This is a genomic window from Streptomyces sp. CB03238, assembly GCF_002099185.1.
In the GTDB taxonomy this organism is placed as follows: Bacteria; Actinomycetota; Actinomycetes; order Streptomycetales; family Streptomycetaceae; genus Streptomyces.
Genome location: NZ_NBCN01000004.1, coordinates 435,353 through 451,317 on the forward strand (window position 1 = coordinate 435,353; position 15,965 = coordinate 451,317).

15 protein-coding genes are annotated in these 15,965 nt (G+C 72.4%); 9 read left to right on the forward strand and 6 right to left on the reverse strand.

Translation table 11 applies throughout. The features are described 5' to 3' along the window. The first annotated feature begins 43 nt into the window (after positions 1-43). The 6 genes from eccD (at position 44) to BKD26_RS09275 (ending at position 7,013) form a co-directional block, all read left to right on the forward strand. Entirely contained in the window at positions 44-1,561 is a 1,518-nt protein-coding gene (gene eccD, locus BKD26_RS09250) for a type VII secretion integral membrane protein EccD (RefSeq protein WP_084897330.1), read from the forward strand. A 5-nt stretch (positions 1,562-1,566) separates the two neighbouring features. Next, the gene (locus BKD26_RS09255) at positions 1,567-2,976 is read left to right on the forward strand and encodes a S8 family serine peptidase (RefSeq protein ID WP_143662628.1); all 1,410 of its coding nucleotides are present in this window, start codon (positions 1,567-1,569) and stop codon (positions 2,974-2,976) included. Next, positions 2,976-4,391 (forward strand): type VII secretion protein EccB, encoded by a 1,416-nt coding sequence (gene eccB, locus BKD26_RS09260; RefSeq protein WP_084897332.1) that lies wholly within the window; start codon positions 2,976-2,978, stop codon positions 4,389-4,391. Before BKD26_RS09255 ends, eccB begins: the two co-directional genes overlap by 1 nt. Beyond that, a complete protein-coding gene (locus BKD26_RS09265; protein ID WP_084897333.1) occupies positions 4,388-5,608 on the forward strand; it encodes a type VII secretion protein EccE in 1,221 nt (406 codons plus the stop codon). The genes eccB and BKD26_RS09265 overlap by 4 nt, the downstream gene beginning before the upstream one ends. Continuing rightward, positions 5,605-6,339 carry a hypothetical protein gene (locus BKD26_RS09270; protein ID WP_084897334.1) on the forward strand — a complete coding sequence of 245 codons (735 nt, stop codon included), beginning with the start codon at positions 5,605-5,607 and terminating at the stop codon, positions 6,337-6,339. Before BKD26_RS09265 ends, BKD26_RS09270 begins: the two co-directional genes overlap by 4 nt. A 245-nt stretch (positions 6,340-6,584) precedes the next feature. Next, entirely contained in the window at positions 6,585-7,013 is a 429-nt protein-coding gene (locus tag BKD26_RS09275; protein WP_143662629.1) for a hypothetical protein, read from the forward strand. A gap of 212 nt (positions 7,014-7,225) precedes the next feature. Here the strand turns inward: BKD26_RS09275 and BKD26_RS09285 are convergent, their stop codons facing one another. Together BKD26_RS09285 and BKD26_RS09290 are read right to left on the reverse strand one after the other, a co-directional pair. Continuing rightward, positions 7,226-8,383 carry a TIGR02679 domain-containing protein gene (locus BKD26_RS09285; RefSeq protein ID WP_241518584.1) on the reverse strand — a complete coding sequence of 386 codons (1,158 nt, stop codon included), beginning with the start codon at positions 8,381-8,383 and terminating at the stop codon, positions 7,226-7,228. Between the two features lie 15 nt (positions 8,384-8,398). Next, positions 8,399-8,710, reverse strand: coding sequence for a DUF2397 family protein (locus tag BKD26_RS09290; protein ID WP_241518585.1), 312 nt, complete (start codon positions 8,708-8,710; stop codon positions 8,399-8,401). A 128-nt stretch (positions 8,711-8,838) separates the two neighbouring features. Here BKD26_RS09290 and BKD26_RS09295 point away from each other — a divergent pair, with 128 nt between their 5' ends. Both BKD26_RS09295 and BKD26_RS09300 read left to right on the forward strand, forming a co-directional pair. Then, positions 8,839-9,081, forward strand: a complete 243-nt coding sequence (locus BKD26_RS09295) for a type II toxin-antitoxin system prevent-host-death family antitoxin (protein ID WP_084897336.1) — start codon at positions 8,839-8,841, stop codon at positions 9,079-9,081. Next, positions 9,078-9,524 (forward strand): PIN domain-containing protein, encoded by a 447-nt coding sequence (locus BKD26_RS09300; protein WP_084897337.1) that lies wholly within the window; start codon positions 9,078-9,080, stop codon positions 9,522-9,524. The genes BKD26_RS09295 and BKD26_RS09300 overlap by 4 nt, the downstream gene beginning before the upstream one ends. Positions 9,525-9,628: 104 nt before the next feature. Here BKD26_RS09300 and BKD26_RS09305 read toward each other — a convergent pair whose 3' ends face one another. After that, on the reverse strand, positions 9,629-11,311 hold the full coding sequence (locus BKD26_RS09305) for a DUF6880 family protein (protein WP_241518586.1): 1,683 nt from the start codon (positions 11,309-11,311) through the stop codon (positions 9,629-9,631). Between the two features lie 828 nt (positions 11,312-12,139). On the opposite strand from BKD26_RS09305, the gene BKD26_RS09315 reads away from it, so the two are divergent. Next, positions 12,140-12,703 (forward strand): dihydrofolate reductase family protein, encoded by a 564-nt coding sequence (locus tag BKD26_RS09315; RefSeq protein WP_084897339.1) that lies wholly within the window; start codon positions 12,140-12,142, stop codon positions 12,701-12,703. 83 nt (positions 12,704-12,786) lie between these two features. Here BKD26_RS09315 and BKD26_RS09320 read toward each other — a convergent pair whose 3' ends face one another. Genes BKD26_RS09320 through BKD26_RS09325 form a run of 3 tightly spaced genes read right to left on the reverse strand, consistent with a single transcriptional unit; the run spans position 12,787 to position 15,961 of the window. After that, on the reverse strand, positions 12,787-14,433 hold the full coding sequence (locus tag BKD26_RS09320; RefSeq protein ID WP_179166478.1) for a DUF4192 family protein: 1,647 nt from the start codon (positions 14,431-14,433) through the stop codon (positions 12,787-12,789). Further along, entirely contained in the window at positions 14,430-14,957 is a 528-nt protein-coding gene (locus BKD26_RS40185) for a hypothetical protein (RefSeq protein ID WP_179166479.1), read from the reverse strand. Before BKD26_RS40185 ends, BKD26_RS09320 begins: the two co-directional genes overlap by 4 nt. Then, positions 14,954-15,961, reverse strand: coding sequence for an N-6 DNA methylase (locus BKD26_RS09325; protein WP_143662630.1), 1,008 nt, complete (start codon positions 15,959-15,961; stop codon positions 14,954-14,956). The genes BKD26_RS40185 and BKD26_RS09325 overlap by 4 nt, the downstream gene beginning before the upstream one ends. Positions 15,962-15,965 lie beyond the last annotated feature (4 nt).

Here is a 15,965-nt window from a genome sequence, read left to right on the forward strand (position 1 = left end):
GCCCGACAGGACCCCGAAGGATGTGCGCCGTGGGACCGACGTCATGACCGCCCCCACCTCCAACAGCCCGACCGCCGGCAGCCCCACCGCCGAGCGCCCCGATGCGCAGGAACACCACACCGCCACGTACAGCAGCACCATGCAGCTGACACCGCTGCGGCAGAGCCCCACCGCGCCCGGCGACAGCGGCTTCTGCCGCGTCGCGGTCGCCGGCCCCCGCGGCCGCGCCGACCTCGCGGTCCCCACCGAGGTGCCGCTGGCCCGCCTCCTGCCCGCGCTGCTGCGCCACGCGGGCGAGGAACCGGGGCCCGACGGCGGTACGACGCACGGCGGTTGGACTCTGCGGCGCCTGGACGGCAGCCGTCTGCAGCACAGCAGAACGCTGGCCACCCAGGAGGTGCGCGAGGGCGACGTGCTGTTCCTCACCCGCGGGGACGAGGAGCTGGGCGGCCCGCTGTACGACGACGTGGTCGAGGTCATCGGCGACGAGGGGGTCCGTCGGGCCTGGGGCGGATCCGGAGTGCGTCCCGCCGCTGCCGTGTTCGCGGCCCTCGCCGTGTGCGCCGCCGCCGGTCTGCTCGCCACGGCGCCGGGACGGCTGCCCGGCGTGATCGGGGTGCTGCTTGCGCTGCTCGCCCTCGGCCTGGGCGCGCTGTTCTCCCGGGCGTTCGGCGATCTGGCCGCGGGCGCGGCGGCCGGTGTGCTCGCCGCGCCCCTCGCCGTGGTGGCGGCGGTGCGCCTGCTCGGCGGCCCGGCCCCTCTCACCCACGGCATCGGCCCCGGCGGGCTGTTGCTGGCCTGCGTGGTACTCGCCGCGATCGGGTCCGCGGGCCCGGTGCTGATCGGGGGCGCCGACGGGCTGTTCGGTGCGCTGACCACCGCGGGCCTGCTCGCGGCGTTCGGTGCGGCCGTCTCCGCCGCGGGTGACACCAGCCCGGCCCGCGCCGCCGCCGTGGCCGCGCCCTGCGCCCTGGCCGCCACCACCCTGCTGCCCGCCCTGGCCCTGCGCTTCACCCGCGTCCCCGGCCCCCACCTGGCTGCCACCGCCGACGACATGGAGCAGCTGCCGGAACCGCCGCCCCAGGACGCGCTTCGGGTACGGGTACGCAGGGCCCGGACACTGCTCACCGGCATGCTGGCCGGAAGCCTCACGGTGGTCGCCACCGGAGTGCTGGTCCTGGCGGGCGCGGGCCGGCCGTGGCCCGGTGTCCTCGCCGCGCTGCTCGCCCTGCTGACACTGCTGCGGGCCCGCCTGTTCAAGGAGTTCGCGCAGGTGCTGATCCCGCTGGCGGCCACTGCGGTGATGTTCCTCGGCGCCGCAGCCGTGGTGATCACCGGGCAGCGTGGTGAGCAGCCGGCCCTGGTCGCCGTGGCCCTGCCGATCTGCCTGGTCGTCGCTGCGATCGCGGCCACGGTGGCAATGCTCAGCGGACGGCGCGGCCTCAACCCCCGCCTCGCCCGCACGCTCGACGTGTGCGAGACGACGCTACTGCTGTCCGTGATCCCGGTGGTCCTCGCCGTGTTCGAGGTCTACACGGCCCTGCTGAAGCTCAAGGCGTGAGCGCCATGACGCCACGTTCCGCACCCCGGCGGGCCCGGGCGCCACGCCGGTCGGGGGCGGCGCTGCTCGCGGCCGCCACCGCGGCGCTTCTGCTGCCCGCCGCTCCCGCCACCGCTGCCCCGCACCGCGTGGACACCTCCTGCCGCACGCGGCCCGAGAAGGGAGAGCCACTGCCCCCGGACGTGCCGAAGGAACCCCTGGCCGAGCGGCTCGGCCTGGCCTCCGCCTGGGACCTCACCGAAGGTCAGGGCGTCATGGTCGGCGTCATCGACTCCGGCGTCGACCGCACCCACCCCGAACTGCGCGCCGCCGTCGACGCGGGCAGCGAGTTCGTCATGGTGCGCAGCAAGAAGGAGTTCGAGCGCCAGGAGCCCGAACCGGACGCGGACTGCGAGGGACACGGCACCGCCGTCGCGGGCATCATCGCCGCGAGCCGCGGCGGCGAAACCCGAATCGCCGGAGTCGCTCCCCGGGCCCGGATCCACCCGGTCCGCATGGTCGACGGCGTCGACCGGAGTTCGCCCCGCGCCCTGGCCGCGGCCATCGACGACGCTGTGGACGCCGGGTCCACGGTCCTCAACCTCTCCCTGGCCCTGCCCGTCGACCGGGCCGAGGTGCGCCGGGCGATCGCCCGGGCCGTCGCGCGCGACGTCGTGGTCGTCGCGGCCGCGGGCAACGAGGGTCTCCGCGGCACGAAGGTCTACCCGGCCGCGTACGACGGCGTCATCGCGGTCGCGGCGGTCGGCGACGACGGCACGGTGATGGAGGAGTCCAACAGCGGCGACTGGGTGGACCTCGCCGCTTACGGCGACGGCCTCGTCTTCCCCGCGGCGGGCGGCTCCGGCTACCGGACGGACCAGGGCACCAGCTACGCCGCGCCCCAAGTGGCCGGCGCTGCAGCTCTGTTGCGCAGCCGCTTCCCCGACCTGTCGGCCGCGCAGATCGGCGAACGCCTGACGGCCTCCGCCGACCCGTTGGGCGGCGCGGACGACACGCGGGCCGGAGCGGGGCTCGTCGACCCCTTCGCCGCGCTCACCCGCCTCGGCCCCGCCACATCCGACGCGGTCCGGCCGAAGGAAGGCTCCGGACGCGTCCCGCTGCAGGCGCTGCCGCGCGAGGAACCCTGGCTGTCCCGGCAGGCCGCCACCGCCGTGCTGTGGAGTGCCGGACTGCTGTGCGCCATCGCGGCCGCGCTGTTCGGCGCCCCGGCGATCCGCCGTGCCGCCGCCCGCGGCTGGCGCCCCGGCCACCCCGGTGTCCGCACACATCGGGTGAACCGTCACCCGGACCGTGCGGCGGCGCCACACGCCGACACGCTAGCCCGCCTCACCCGACGAGCGGAGCCCGGGCACCACCCGACGACCCCGGCCACGGCACGTCAGCCGTCGGCCCTCACCACTCACCGGACCGGATGATGGCCACCACACGAGAACAAGCCGAATCCCATGCCTACGAGAACCGGCGGCAGGTCACCAGCCTGATCCAGGGCCGCGACGAGGCACAGCACGACCCGCGGCGGCGCCTCAACCGGGCACTGGCGGGCGGCAGCGCCCTGGCCGTCCTCGCCATGGCGGGCTTTGGGACCGCCGGCTGGCTGGGCGCGGGCAGCGGCCCCGACCTGCCCGGCGACGGCGCCGTCGTGGTCAGCGGCAGCGGCGATCGCTACGTCATCACCGACGGGGTCGCCCACCCAGCCCTGAACCTCTCCTCGGCCCTGCTCGTGGGCGGCGGCAAGGAGCCGGTGAAGGTCCGCGCCGAAGCGCTCGACGCGGCGCCGCGCGGCCTGCCCGTCGGTATCCCCGCCGCCCCCGACGCCCTGCCGCCCGCGGACAGGCTCTCCACCGCGCCGTGGACCGTGTGCACCGTGCCCGCGCACAGCGGGAGTTCCGCCGCGCGCACCGAACTGTTCGTCTCCGTACCCGACGCCGCACCTTCCGGCGCCGCCCGGTCGGCCACCGTCCTGGTCAGCGCCCCCGACAAGGAGCTGTGGCTGCTCACCGAGGGCCGCCGCCACGCCCTGAGCCCCGCCATGCGGGACGCACTGGGCCTGCAGCGCGCCGAGCCTGCACCACTGTCCGACGACATCCTGGCAACCGTCCCTGAAGGCCCGGCCATCGAGGCTCCCGAGCCACCGCCCGCCGCCGGGGACGCGCCCGGCGCGTCCGGGCTGCCCGACGGCGCGGCCGTCGGCGACCTCGTCACCGGTGACCCCAAGGGCCCTCACCCGCAGTACTACCAGGTCCGCCGGGACGGACTGCTCGCTGTCTCCGCCCTCACCTACGCCGTGCTGCGCACCGACAGCGGCGTCGAACACATGCTGTCGGCAGCGGACTTGGCGCGTGCTTCACGTTCCGAGGAGAGCGACCCCGGGCAGGACGCCTGGCCCGAACAGTTGCCACGGGCCGAGGAACCGGCGCGCGATCAGCCGGTATGCGTCAGCACTACCCCTGGCGGTGCGAGCGGGGACGCCGCCTGGCAGGCCACCGTGCACCTGCCCGCCCAACTGCCGCGCCCCCAGGGCCTGAAGCCCGTGGCCGCCGCCGACAGCGCCGCACTCGGCGAACTCGACCGGCTCTACATTCCCGCAGGCCGCGGCGCCCTGGTCCGCGCAGCCACCGCCACCGGACCGGGTGGCACCCACACCCTGATCACCGACAGCGGCACCGCCTACCCGCTGTCCTCGGCGGACGCCGTCAAGCGGCTGCGCTACGACCCCGACGCCTCGCGCACCGTACCCAAGAGCTTCGTGCGCCTCCTGCCCGAAGGGCCCGTCCTCGACCCGGAGGCGGCGGCGGAGGAACACACCGGACGTACCACGGAGGACCAGTGACCACACCGCCCACCACCCCGGCCGCCACCACCCGGTTTTCCACCTCCCGGGCCGTCACCGCCTCGGCGCCGCGCGCCGAGACACGCCCCGGCCGCACCGTCGTCAACAGGGGACGTCTCGTAGCGGCCGAGGCGGGCCTGGGCTGTGTGGCGGCGGGCATCGCGGTCACCGGGCTCGCCGGTTACGCACTCGCCGCGGCCGGAACCGCCCTGCTCACCCTGACGGTGCTGCGGATACGCGGACGCCGGGCGAGCGGACACCTGCTGCGGCTGCTCCAGCGGGACGCGTTTGCCACGCCGCCTCCCGCTGTCCCACCCCGCACGATGCCGCGCGGACTGGCCCGCACGCTCTTCCCCGCGCTGGAGGTCACAGACGCGAGCGACCGCAACGGCGCCACCGTCGGCGTCATCCACGACGGACGCGGCTACGCCGCCGTACTTGAAGTGCCCACCACCACCGGCGCCGCCAGGATCAGCGTCAACGGCCTGATCCAGTGGCTCGGCCGGGACCCGGCACGGCCCGCGGCCGTACAGGTCGTCGTCGAACAGTTCGCGCCCCCGGGCATCGGACATCTGCGCCACTTCGCGCCCGCACGCTCCTACCGCAGCATGCCGCAGACCGACCACCCCGTGGCCGCCCGGGCCTGGCTCGTGCTGCGCCATGAACCTCTGCAGGCCCCGGAGGTGGCCGAGGCCCGGGGCGGCGCGGCGGCCGGGGCACGGGCCGGCGTCGTCGCCGCCACCGCACGGCTGCGTGCCGCCCTGCGCTCCGACGGTCTCACCACAGAGCCTCTCGACGCCGCCCGCACGGCCCGCCTCCTGGACGACCTGGGCGACCCGAGCGGCACCGGCCGCCTGCACGCCGACCACTGGTCCGGCACCGAGGCCACCCACTCCTGCCTGACCGCGCACCTTGCCACCCAGGCCGACTGGGGCCGCCTGCTCCGTGCCCTCGCCCCCGCCGAAGCCGCCCGTGTCGTCACCGCGCTGACCCTGAGCAACGACGGCCCCGACACCGCGGTACGCACCATCGTGCGCCTGGTCAGCCCCCGCGCCGACATCGCCTGGCGCGAACACCAACGCCTGGTGAGCCAAGGTGCTCTCCACCCTCTGACCGGGCAGCAACACGCGGGCCTGGTGGCCACCTTGCCGCTCGCCCACCCGCCGCGCAGCCTCGTCGACGTCACGGGATTCACGATCGGAGCGCACACGACATGACTCCTTCCGCCACGCCATCCCGCACGGCTGCCCCGCACGTCTCACCAGCCTTCCCGCAGCCCGCGCTCGCCGACCTGCCGGCCACCCCCTGGCACGGCGACGAGGCGCCGGACCTCGTCCTGGCCGCGCCCGCCGCCGGGATCCACCTCGGCGTCGACCGCTCCGGCATCCCCGTCTCACTGCCGGCCTTGGCACCCCGGCCCGTGCGCGTCGCCGCCCTCGGGGACCCGCTCATGGGCCGCCTGCTGGCCTGCCGACTGCTGGCCGTGGGCGCCTTCGTCACGGTGCGCACCGGCCACCCCGCGCAGTGGAGCGCCCTGCACGGCGCGTCCGCAGGCCGCCTGGTCCTGGCCGACACCGCCGCGTGGCCGCCCCGCCGCGGCGCGGCCCCGGGGTACGGCCACGGCCCCCAGGCCCTGGTCACCGACCTGCCCAAGGCGCCCACCGCCACCGAGGCCCCGGGCCCCTGGACAACCGTCGTGCACGTCACCCGACACCCCCAGCCACGCAGCGAGTTCTGGCGCACGGCCGAGCTGCTCCTCGCCCTGGAGGCTCGGCACGCGGCGACGGTGGCCACCCTCCGGGGTGGCGACGCGGGACGGGTCACCAGCGGACTCGACCCCAGCGAGATCGCCCTGTTCCGCGCCGACCGGTCCACCGTGCTGCGCGTAACTCAGGAGGCGACCGAACGCGACCTGTGCATGTCCGCTCCCAGGGCGGGCGGCCGTTGACGCCCGGCGGCCGGCGGCCCCCGGGCCGGCCGACTGTGTGAGCCGACGCTTCAAGCGCCTGGTGGAGCTGTCCGGCCTGACCCCGGTCCGGCTTCATGATCTCCGGCACATCTCGGCCGGTCTGTCGCTGCTCCAGGGCAACGACCAAGGTGGTCCAGGAGCGACTTGGGCACCTCTCGCGCCAGATCACCTCGGACACCTGCACCAGCGTCCTGCCGGAGCTCGCACGACGCGAGGCCGCGTCCATGACGTCCGTGATCCCGCGCAGCGTCTCCTACGACGTGCTCCGTCCGCTCGACCTTCCCCAGAAGCTCTTCAGCGACGGGATGGCCGTTGTCTACGCCGACGGCACCCGCAACCGCGACGGCGTCTGGACCGTCAGCGTGAAGGCACGGCACGACGGGCGCTCACTCGGCAAGATCAAGACGGCGGCCGCCGGCCAGGAGAACGCGAACCTGGCCGTGATCCAGTGGGTACGCGACCACTGCAAGGAGCCCGGCCTAAGGATCTTGTCGGCGGACAAGACCACCGCGCACCTCCCGGAGCTCGGGAAGGGGCGGGGCCTCGCCCGCTTCGTCATCGACGGCGAGAGCGAGAGGGAACTCGAGAGCTTGGCTCGCGTTCTCTTCGAAGCCAGCGAGGAAGGCCAAAGGCGGTCTGAGGAGGTGGCGTAGGCCCCTCAGGGACCCGTCCGGCGCCCTCCGGGCCCGTGCGTGTCCCCTGGATCTTGGTCTGAACGGATGAACGGAGGTCGCCGCCCTGGAGCGGTGCCCCCCGTTCTCGCGTTTTCGCAGGTAGAAACGTTTCTGCGTGACCACTGTGTGGTGGGGCGGGTGGGACTCGAACCCACGGCCGACGGATTATGAGTCCTTTTCGGATCTTCCGATCAGTCCCCAATCTTGCTTCGATCTCCCCATGATTGCAGGTCAGAGGCCCTGGGATGTTCTGGCTCCGCGCCGGCTTCTCTGATCCTTCCGCGTCCTTCCGTCCCCTGCGCGTCCTGGCGGTCCACCAGCCCGCCGGAGGACCACCGCCGGTGGAGCTCCTGCCTCGGAACTGGACACCCGGGGAGACGTCCATGGCGCCGTCGCCGCCCCGGCTCAATGTCCGAGGTCGGCCAACAGGTCGTCGAGTACCGTCTCCTCCCCGATGCGCACGCCGAGTTCGGTGAGGGCAACGGGCAGGTCCGGGTCCCAGTGCCGGGTGCCGTGCGGGGCGGAGCACGGGTGAGCTGGCGCAGGGTGAGCACGACGGGTTCGCCGGCGTCGGCCGCCCAGTCGATGGCGGGGGTGCCGCGCAGGCCGAGGGTGAGGACGGTGGAGGACAGGGCGCCCTTGAGGAGCCCGGCTGAGGCCCAGGCCCCGCGGCGCCACTCGGTTCCGCCGCCGTCCGGGAAGCCGGTCAGGGCGCGGGCGCCGGACAGGACGAGGGTGGCGAGCGGGGTGCCGTCGTCGAGGGCATGGGCGTCACCGAAGGCGGTGGCGGCGAAGGCGGGCAGGGAGACAGCCGGGTCGGCGGGCAGCCGGCGCAGGGCCTCTGCGGTGTCGCCCAGCAGTCTCCGCGCCGTGTGCGGGCTGCGGGCGAGCCGGCGTACGAGACCGTCGCCGCGCAACCGGTCGGCCCAGGCAGTCAGTTCGGGTCTGACCGTGCGGATCAGGATGCCGAGGGGTTCGTACGCGTCCCGCCATGCCTGCTCCTCCCGCTCGCGGACATCGGCGACCCGGGCGACGGGACCGGTGAGGGCGGTGACGGCGGCGCCCAGGCCACCGGGGCTGACGCCGGAGCGGCGCAGGACGGCGTCCACCGCGTCGAGGCGCACGCTGAGCGAGCGTCCGGCGCCGGGGCCACGGCCCAGCAGCCGCTCGGCGGCGGCGCGCTGTGCGGGGGTGGGGTCGGCCAGGGTAACCGGGCCGGTCAGGGCCTCCTCCCGTGCCATGCGGCGGCGTACGCGGTCGACCAGCCAGGCCAGGTCAGGACCGCCGAGCAGGCGGGCCAGGCGGTCGCGGTCGACGGGCGCCGGGGGCTGCCCGTCGTTCACGGCCACAGGGCGTCCTCGCGCTCAGCGGTGGAAGTCCTCGACCGCGGTGACCCGGGAGGTGTCCGGATCCGCCCGCAGATTGCCCCACCCGACGAGGCTGTCCAGCGCCTTGACAACGGCGTCCGGGGCGGCGGGGCGGTGCTCCGACGGCAGAGCGGCGTGGACGTCCTCGGGCCGCAGATGCACCGCGAACCGCTCCTTGGCCGTCAGGAACGCCCTCATCACGCCGCGGTAGAGAACACTGTTGGGTGCGGCGAGGTGCACGAAGGGCGCGTATGTGAGGTTTCCGGACGACTCGGTGCATCCGGAGGACTCGGCGGGCTGCGGCGTCATCGTCCTGGCATTGCCCCTGAGGCAGACGCCACGCTGAAACCGCGGCCCAGCCTTTACGGAGAGCTATCGAGTCCTCTGTGACCGTTACCGCCCCCACCGGAGATCTCCAGTGTAGTAACATGTAGGACATGGAGACGACCGCCCGCGAGTTCAACCAGAAGTCCTCCCAGATCCTCGCCGCGGCGGCACGCGGTGAGACCGTCACCGTCACCAAGAACGGCACCCCTGTCGCCCGGGTCGTGCCTATCACCGAAAACGACATTCCCTCGTTTCCGACCGACCCCATGGGAGACATAGAGCTGCCCGACCTCGGCCTGCCCGATCTCAGCGATGACGAGATCGAGGACGTGCTGAAGGGGATGGGTTCGTGAGCCTGGTCGCCATCGCCGACACCAACGCTCTGTACCGTCTGCTCGACCCGAACCTCACAGGCCACCAGCAGCACAGGAAAGCTCTGGCAGCGGTCAGCCATCTCGTCATCTCCCCCATGGTCCTGGCCGAACTGGACTACCTGATCACCGCACGTGCGGGAACCCGCAAGGCACTGACGGCAGCCCGGTTCATCGAACGCAACACGGCCACCCGGCGCTTCGAAGTCCCCTCGATCAGCGCGCACTTGAGTGCCGCCATCGCTGTCGCCGAGGGGTACGCAGACGCGGACGGCGGAAAAGGGGTCGGCCTGACAGACGCGATGAACGTGGCCCTGGCCGCCGCTTACCGCACTGACGCCATGTTCACCAACGACCGCCACTTCCGCATGATCCGCCCACTGACCGGCCATCCGGCTTTTCGTCTTCTGCCCGACGATCTGTAGCGGCTCATCAGGCACGCGCCCGCCAAGCGCGAGTACCGCAGTGCGAGTCCCGTCGACCTGCTGGTCGCCGCTGCCGTGGAAGCGCAGGCACCGGGCCCGCCCCTTCACAGACCGTACCGGTCGAGGATGCTCATCAGCTTGCGCCGGCGTTTCAGTTCCGCCCGCAGGCCGGCGAGATGTTCGGTGTACGCCTCCTGCGTCCCCAGCGCGCGATGGCAGTCACGGGCACCCAGCAGCAGCCGCGCCAGGTGCTCGTAGGCACGGTCGCCGGTCGGCTCCTTCAGCCGCTCGACCAGCCGCAGGTAGACCGCGAGCGCCTCAGCCGGGTGCGTCTCGCGCGACAGGTCGGCGAGGTGTTCCCACTGCCGGCCGTCGGCGATGCCCTCGGCCTCGCGCCAGGCCGCGTCCGCATCGCCGTCATCGAGCAGCGCGTCGATCAACACGGGCCCGCCGTACCGGCCGCCGCGCTCACGGCGGGCGTCTTCCCTCAGCGCGGCCAGCGCGGCCACGCGCTCGGCCTCCCAGCACTCTGCGGCCCGAGCGGCAGAGCGCAGCTGCTGGTAGGCGGCCAGGGACCGCTCGACACGGAACCGGTCCCGGCGCACCGTGACCGCGTCCGCCGCCCGCCCCATCTTTGCGTACTGGACACATACGTGCTCGACCAGACGGCCGTCGATGTACGTCTCAGCGGCGCAGTCCCGCAGTCCCCGCTCGGCCCAGGCGAGTGCCTCGTCCGCACGGCCCGCCGTTTCCAGTTCCTCGGCGATGAGCAGATGGGTGGCACCGGACGGGTCGAGGTCCTGCGCGTGCACGGCGACCAGTGCGTCGACGTCGCCCTCCGCCTTGACCAGGCGCTCCATCAGGTACCGCTCCGCCCAGCCGGACGGCCTGCGCCTGAGTGCCTCGGCCGCCAGCTGCCGCATGCGGGCCAGTCCGCTCGGCCCCAGCACCTCCGCGTAGTCGAGCGGGTCCAGGTCTGTCACGTCGTTGCTGTCGTCAAGCACCGTGCCGACCAGCCACTCGGCCAGCCGAGCCGGATCAGGGCATGCGACCCCGCACGCCCCCAGATGGGCCTCGGCCACTGCGGCGGCGGCCTCCCCGACCACACCGTCGGAGTCGTCGATCTCCCCGTACGCCTCCCCCAGCACCCGGATCGCCTCCTCGGCCAGACCGACCGCCTGCGCCGCCTGCCCGTCGGCGGTCAAGGCGCGCAGGGCGCTCGCCGCCTCGGCGACTTGCCGCGCATACCCGGAGGCATCCGCGTACTCGATGTACCCGTACCTGGCGAACGGCCGTGGATCGATCAGGGCGATGATCCGATCCCGGACCGTACTGAGGTCGGAACGAGCAGTGGCCGCCCGCAGCTCCAAACGCCGGCGTAGTTCCCGGTCCTCGGCGACCTGCTCCCGCACCAGCGCCAGGAGTTCGTCACGTGGCAGCGCCGAAAGCCACGCCTCCAAGCCGGAAACTCGCGCCCGTGCGGCGGCCCGCTGACGCGGGATCGTCTTCGCCCGCCGCAGCACGGTCAGCCCGACCGCCACACAGTGCTTGCAGAAGTTGGCTTCCTGTCCGTACGGGCAGTTGCACCATCCCGAGATCCCCTCCGCGGCGCCGAGGGTGAGCTCCACCTCGTAGACATCCGTACCGTGCACCACGGCGGTGACCGAGCCCTCCCCCACCTCCAGCCCACTCACCGCGTCCAGATACCCCAGCCCCCGCTCGAAGGACCGAGCCCCGGCCAGCGCCCTCAGATCGTCCTCGTCGAATCCCGCCACTTTCCGTGCCACACCGGTATTCAACCGTGGAAGGCGCGGTGCCGACCGAGCCTGCGGCACCCCGGCGTACGGAGGAGGCAGTACAGAGCCGAGGCGCTCGAAGCCTCCCATCCACGGCACCAATCAGGCGATACGACCAAAGTCGGCTATGACTCGCATGTCGCCTGCCCGTGTCCCCTGGATCTTGGTCTGAACGGATGAACGGGGGTCGCCGCCCTGGAGCGGTGCCCCCCGTTCTCGCGTTTTCGCAGGTAGGAACGTTTCTGCGTGACCACTGTGTGGTGGGGCGGGTGGGACTCGAACCCACGGCCGACGGATTATGAGTCCTTTTCTGATCTTCCGATCCGTCCCGGCTCTTACCCCGTCTTTCCTATAACCGCAGGTCAGACAGGCTTTGCCGTTCGGGCTCTGCGCCGGCCTTCCTGATCTTTCCGCGTCCTTCCGTCCCCTGCGTGTCCCCTGGCGGTCCCCGGAGAGCCCTCCCGAGGGAGTTACTTGAGGCGCCTGCCTGCATCGACGCAGGTTGAGCGGTGAGGGAAGTCGAGGTCTGGAACTCGCACGCAGCGGAGTGCCTTACCGGCGCAGCGGGTTCTTACCTCCTGTGCCCGGAGGTGGAGCATCGCGGCTTTTCGCAGGTCAGCCGCCGTGCTCAGCGTACCCCGTTGATCGGTCGGATCGCCCGTTCCCTCTCAGATCGATGCCATTTCCTCGGCGGAACGATGAGTCGGCGGCTGAGCCACCGAGCACGAGGACTACATGTGAGCTCAGATCGCGCACCGATGAGTTTCCCGCGCCGCGCCGGTCCGTACGCGTGAGACCGACTCACGGAAGGCTGGCGCCATGCGGAAACTGATCTACGGCATGAACCTGACCCTGGACGGCTACATCGCCGCGCCCGGCGACGACATCGGCTGGAGCGTGCCGAGCGACGAGCTGTTCCAGTTTTGGTCCGACCAGTTGCAGGCGACCGACCTGACGCTGTACGGGCGCAAGCTGTGGCAAACGATGAGCTCCTACTGGCCGACCGGCGACCAGCAGCCCAACGCCACCCCGGCGGAGATCGAGTTCGCGCGCCGCTGGCGGGACATGTCGAAGGTGGTGTTCTCCTCGACGATCGACAAGGTCGACTGGAACACCCGCCTGGTCACCGGTGACGCAGTCACGGAGATCGCCCGGCTCAAGGCCGAGGACGGCGGCCCGATGGACATCGGCGGCGCGACGCTCGCCGGGGCGGCCATGCGGGCCGGGCTGATTGACGAGTACGTGCTGGCCACCGCGCCGGTCCTGGTGGGCGGCGGCACGCCGTTCTTCACCGCGCTGGACAACTGGGTGAACCTCAACCTGGTGGAGACGCGGACGCTCCCCTGCGGCGTGATCTTGACCAGGTACGAGACGAGGCGCTGAGCGCCCGTCCTGGGTGACCCCGACATCATGGGTGTCTCCGGAGCAGGGTGGCCCCGGCGAGGCTGCCGGGGCCACCGTGGTGGTCAGAGGGTGTCGAGATCCGCGCGGCTCGCAGCGAATCGCGCTGCGGCCTCGCGGTATGTCGCCAGGAGCGGGGCCGGGTCGCACTCGGTGCGGATGCCGTCGAGCAGGATCTGGGCGAGCGTGTAGCCGGGGTCGATGTCGAGGGCGTCCGCGAAGGCGTGGGTGGCGGTGACGGTGTCGTCCTGTCGCCAGGCGACCCAGCCGAGGAGGGTGAGGAGCGGCGGGGCTTTGTCGGTGTGCGGCGGTACGCAGCGCCGGGCGAGGTAGCCCCAGAGATGGCGTTCGTAGGGGAGGTCGCTCTCCTCGCCGCTGGACAGCGCGGCGTCTCGGGTTTCCCGGTCTTGCAGGCCGAGGATGATGCGGGCGGCGATCTCGTCCATGAGCTGAGGTCGGCCGTTGCGGAAGTCGGCCAGGGCGCCGTCGATGATGTCGACGGTGCCGTACTGGGCGAGGATCCTCCGGTCTTCGGTGAGGGTCCGGGGGGCGTAGTCGGCGGTGGCTGCGTCGAGGGCCTCGCGGTAGCGCACCGCGGTGGTGTCGGTGGTGGGGCGGTACTCGCTGGCGATCTCGACGGCGTGCTGGAGGTGTGCCGCGCGGTGGGCACGGCCCTCGCGGGCGGAGGTGAGCCAGTCTCGGGGGTCTTCACCGTCGATGGTGGCGAGGTGTATGCCGGTGGCCAGCTCGTAGTCGGGGTCGGTGGTGATGGCGTCACGCAGGGCGAGCCGCGCGGCGATGAGGTCGCCTTGCCGCCAGGCGACGAAGGCGAAGAGCGTCAGGATGGGCACGGCCTCCTGCGTGAACGGTTCGGCGCAGTGCCGGGCGAGGTAGGCCCACAGGCGTCGGGCGTGGGGAAGGTCGTCGTCCTCGGCGTGGGCCATGCCGGCCTCCACGGCGGCGTCGTCCTGGAGGCCGACGATGAGCTGCGTGGTCAGGGCGCGGCTGAGGGCGGTCGCCCCGTCACGGAACCGGCTCATGGCGGCGTCGATCTGGTCCAACGTCAACGCGAGCGTGGCGTCGCGTCCGGCGTTGGTGGCGCACCGCCAGTTGAAGTGGTCGGCGGCGGTTTGCAGGTCCTTGAGGAACGCAGGGTCCGCCGTGGCCCGGAACTCCTTGATGATGTCGCGGGTGCGGGGGCCGCGTGTACGGCCGAGGCGGGTCATCTGCGCGGTGACGCTGGTGGGGTCGTCGGGGAACGGGAGCGGTTCACCTTCGCAGCAGCCTTCGGTGGGGCACTCGTACGCCCACCACCGGTTCGAGACGAGCCCGATCGTCTGGAGAACGGTGGCGCGGTGCTCCATGAGTGCGGTCGTGAGCCAGTCGGTGAGCGGGGCGAGGAGCGCGGCGGTGTCCCAGGGGGTCTGGCCGGGGCGCGGTTCGCGGCAGAGGTAGATGATGACGCCCTGGTCGGGGTTGTGCCCTTGGTCGTGGGCGTAGGCCACGAATTGGCGGGCGGCGTTCTCGGCTGTGGCCTGCCACTCGGCGGGGTCCTCGGGCAGGGGGCACGTCATGGTCGGCCCGTCGTGGAAGTTCGGGCCGGGGGCGTGGAGGGCGATGCTGTCGTCGGGGTAGTGGCCGAGGAGGTACGGCAGGATCTCGGCGAGGTTGGGCAGGCTCGTGACCTGGATGGTGTTGTCGCTCGTGGTCACTTCTGGGTTCCTTCCTTCTGGGGTGTGAGGGTGGGCTGCCCGATGCCTTCGGGTGGAGGTGGGGCGGGGATGCCGCGTGGCTTGTTGGTGAGGGCTGGGAGTAGTCGCTCGCGGACGAGCGCGCCGAGGTCGGCGGCCAGGGCTTTGCTGGTGCGGGTGGTGAGGACGGTGTGCCAGGTGCGGCCGGGCTGGAGCCGGGCGTCGTTGGCGGCTTGTGCTTCGGCCTGCTCGATGGCGGTGCCGTCGGGGATCGGCGGCAGGTCGGGGCCTGCGGTGATCCAGGTCTGGATGGCGAGGCTGCGGGGCTGGATGCGCAGGCCGATGCGGTGGCCGTCCCTGTGGCGGTAGGCGGCGGTGCGGTGGGGGGTGTCGGTGTCCTCCTTGTGCCAGGGCGGTTCGAGGTCGGGGGCGATCTGATCCAGGGGTGGCACGTCGATCTCGTCGCGGGGCGCGGCGAAGGCCGGGCGCCGGCGGCGTGGTGCGGGGGTCGTGCCGGGTCGGTCGAAGGTGTCGGGTTCGGTCACGCGGCGTTCTCTTTGCTGGGCATGAGCTGGTCGACCAGGTCGAAGGCGCGGCGGAAAGCGACGATGGTGCTGGCGGTCTCCATGTACCGGTCGCGCTGCTCGAAGGCTTCTTTGGCTTCGGCGCGGGTCTTGGCGTAGTCGTCTTCCGGTGCGAGGGAGTCGGCGCAGCCAATGAGGCAGCGCGGGCCGAGGTCCCAGATGATCGCGTTGACGGCGGCGCACCCGGCGGACAGCGAGTCGATGTCGTTGCCGTACCAGTGGAAGTCGTGCGGGTTGAGGCCGAGGTCGCGCAGGCGTTGGGCGACTGAGCGGAACATCGTGCCGCTGCCGACGGCGGGTTCGCGGAAGGACATGCCGGGTTGGATGTCCTTGTCGACGGTCATGTTGGCCATCAGGTCGGTGATGCACGCCGGCGTGTGGTACTCGCCGCGCCACTTCTTGTCGCTCTTGTGGCGAAGGCCGGTGAGCAGGGGGCTGAGGACGTCGGCTTCGGAGCGTTGCCAGGGGTCGTCGTGGCCGGTGAGGTCCATCAGGCCGGTGTTGATGGCGGCGCGGGTGACGGCGTGGACGGCGCGGAGCTGCTGCTTGTCGGGGTCGGGGTTCCAGGCCCAGTCGTACAGGCGTATCGCGCGGTTGAGCAGGTCGGGGCGCTTGATCCAGTGGCCGAGGTAGATCTCCTTGAGGAGCTGCGGGAGTTGTTCGGGCTGGAGGTTGAGCACCCAGTCCGCGAGGCCGGGGACGTTGCGGAGCAGGGAGAGCCCGGCGACGGTGCCGAGGGGAACGTCGATGCTGCTGCCGCCGAAGCTCTGGTACCAGGCGTCGAGGACGTTCTCCGCGATCTTGCGGGCGTGCTCGTGCGGGTCGCGCGGGGCGTGGTAGCGGCGGGCGGTGATCTTGCCGGGCGTACGGGCGGCCTTGGTCCTGGGCGGGGGCTTCTTCGCCCATGAAGGGGCGGGCCGTTCGGCGGCCGGGGCCGCGGTGCGGGGCATGAAGTCGTCGGACACGACG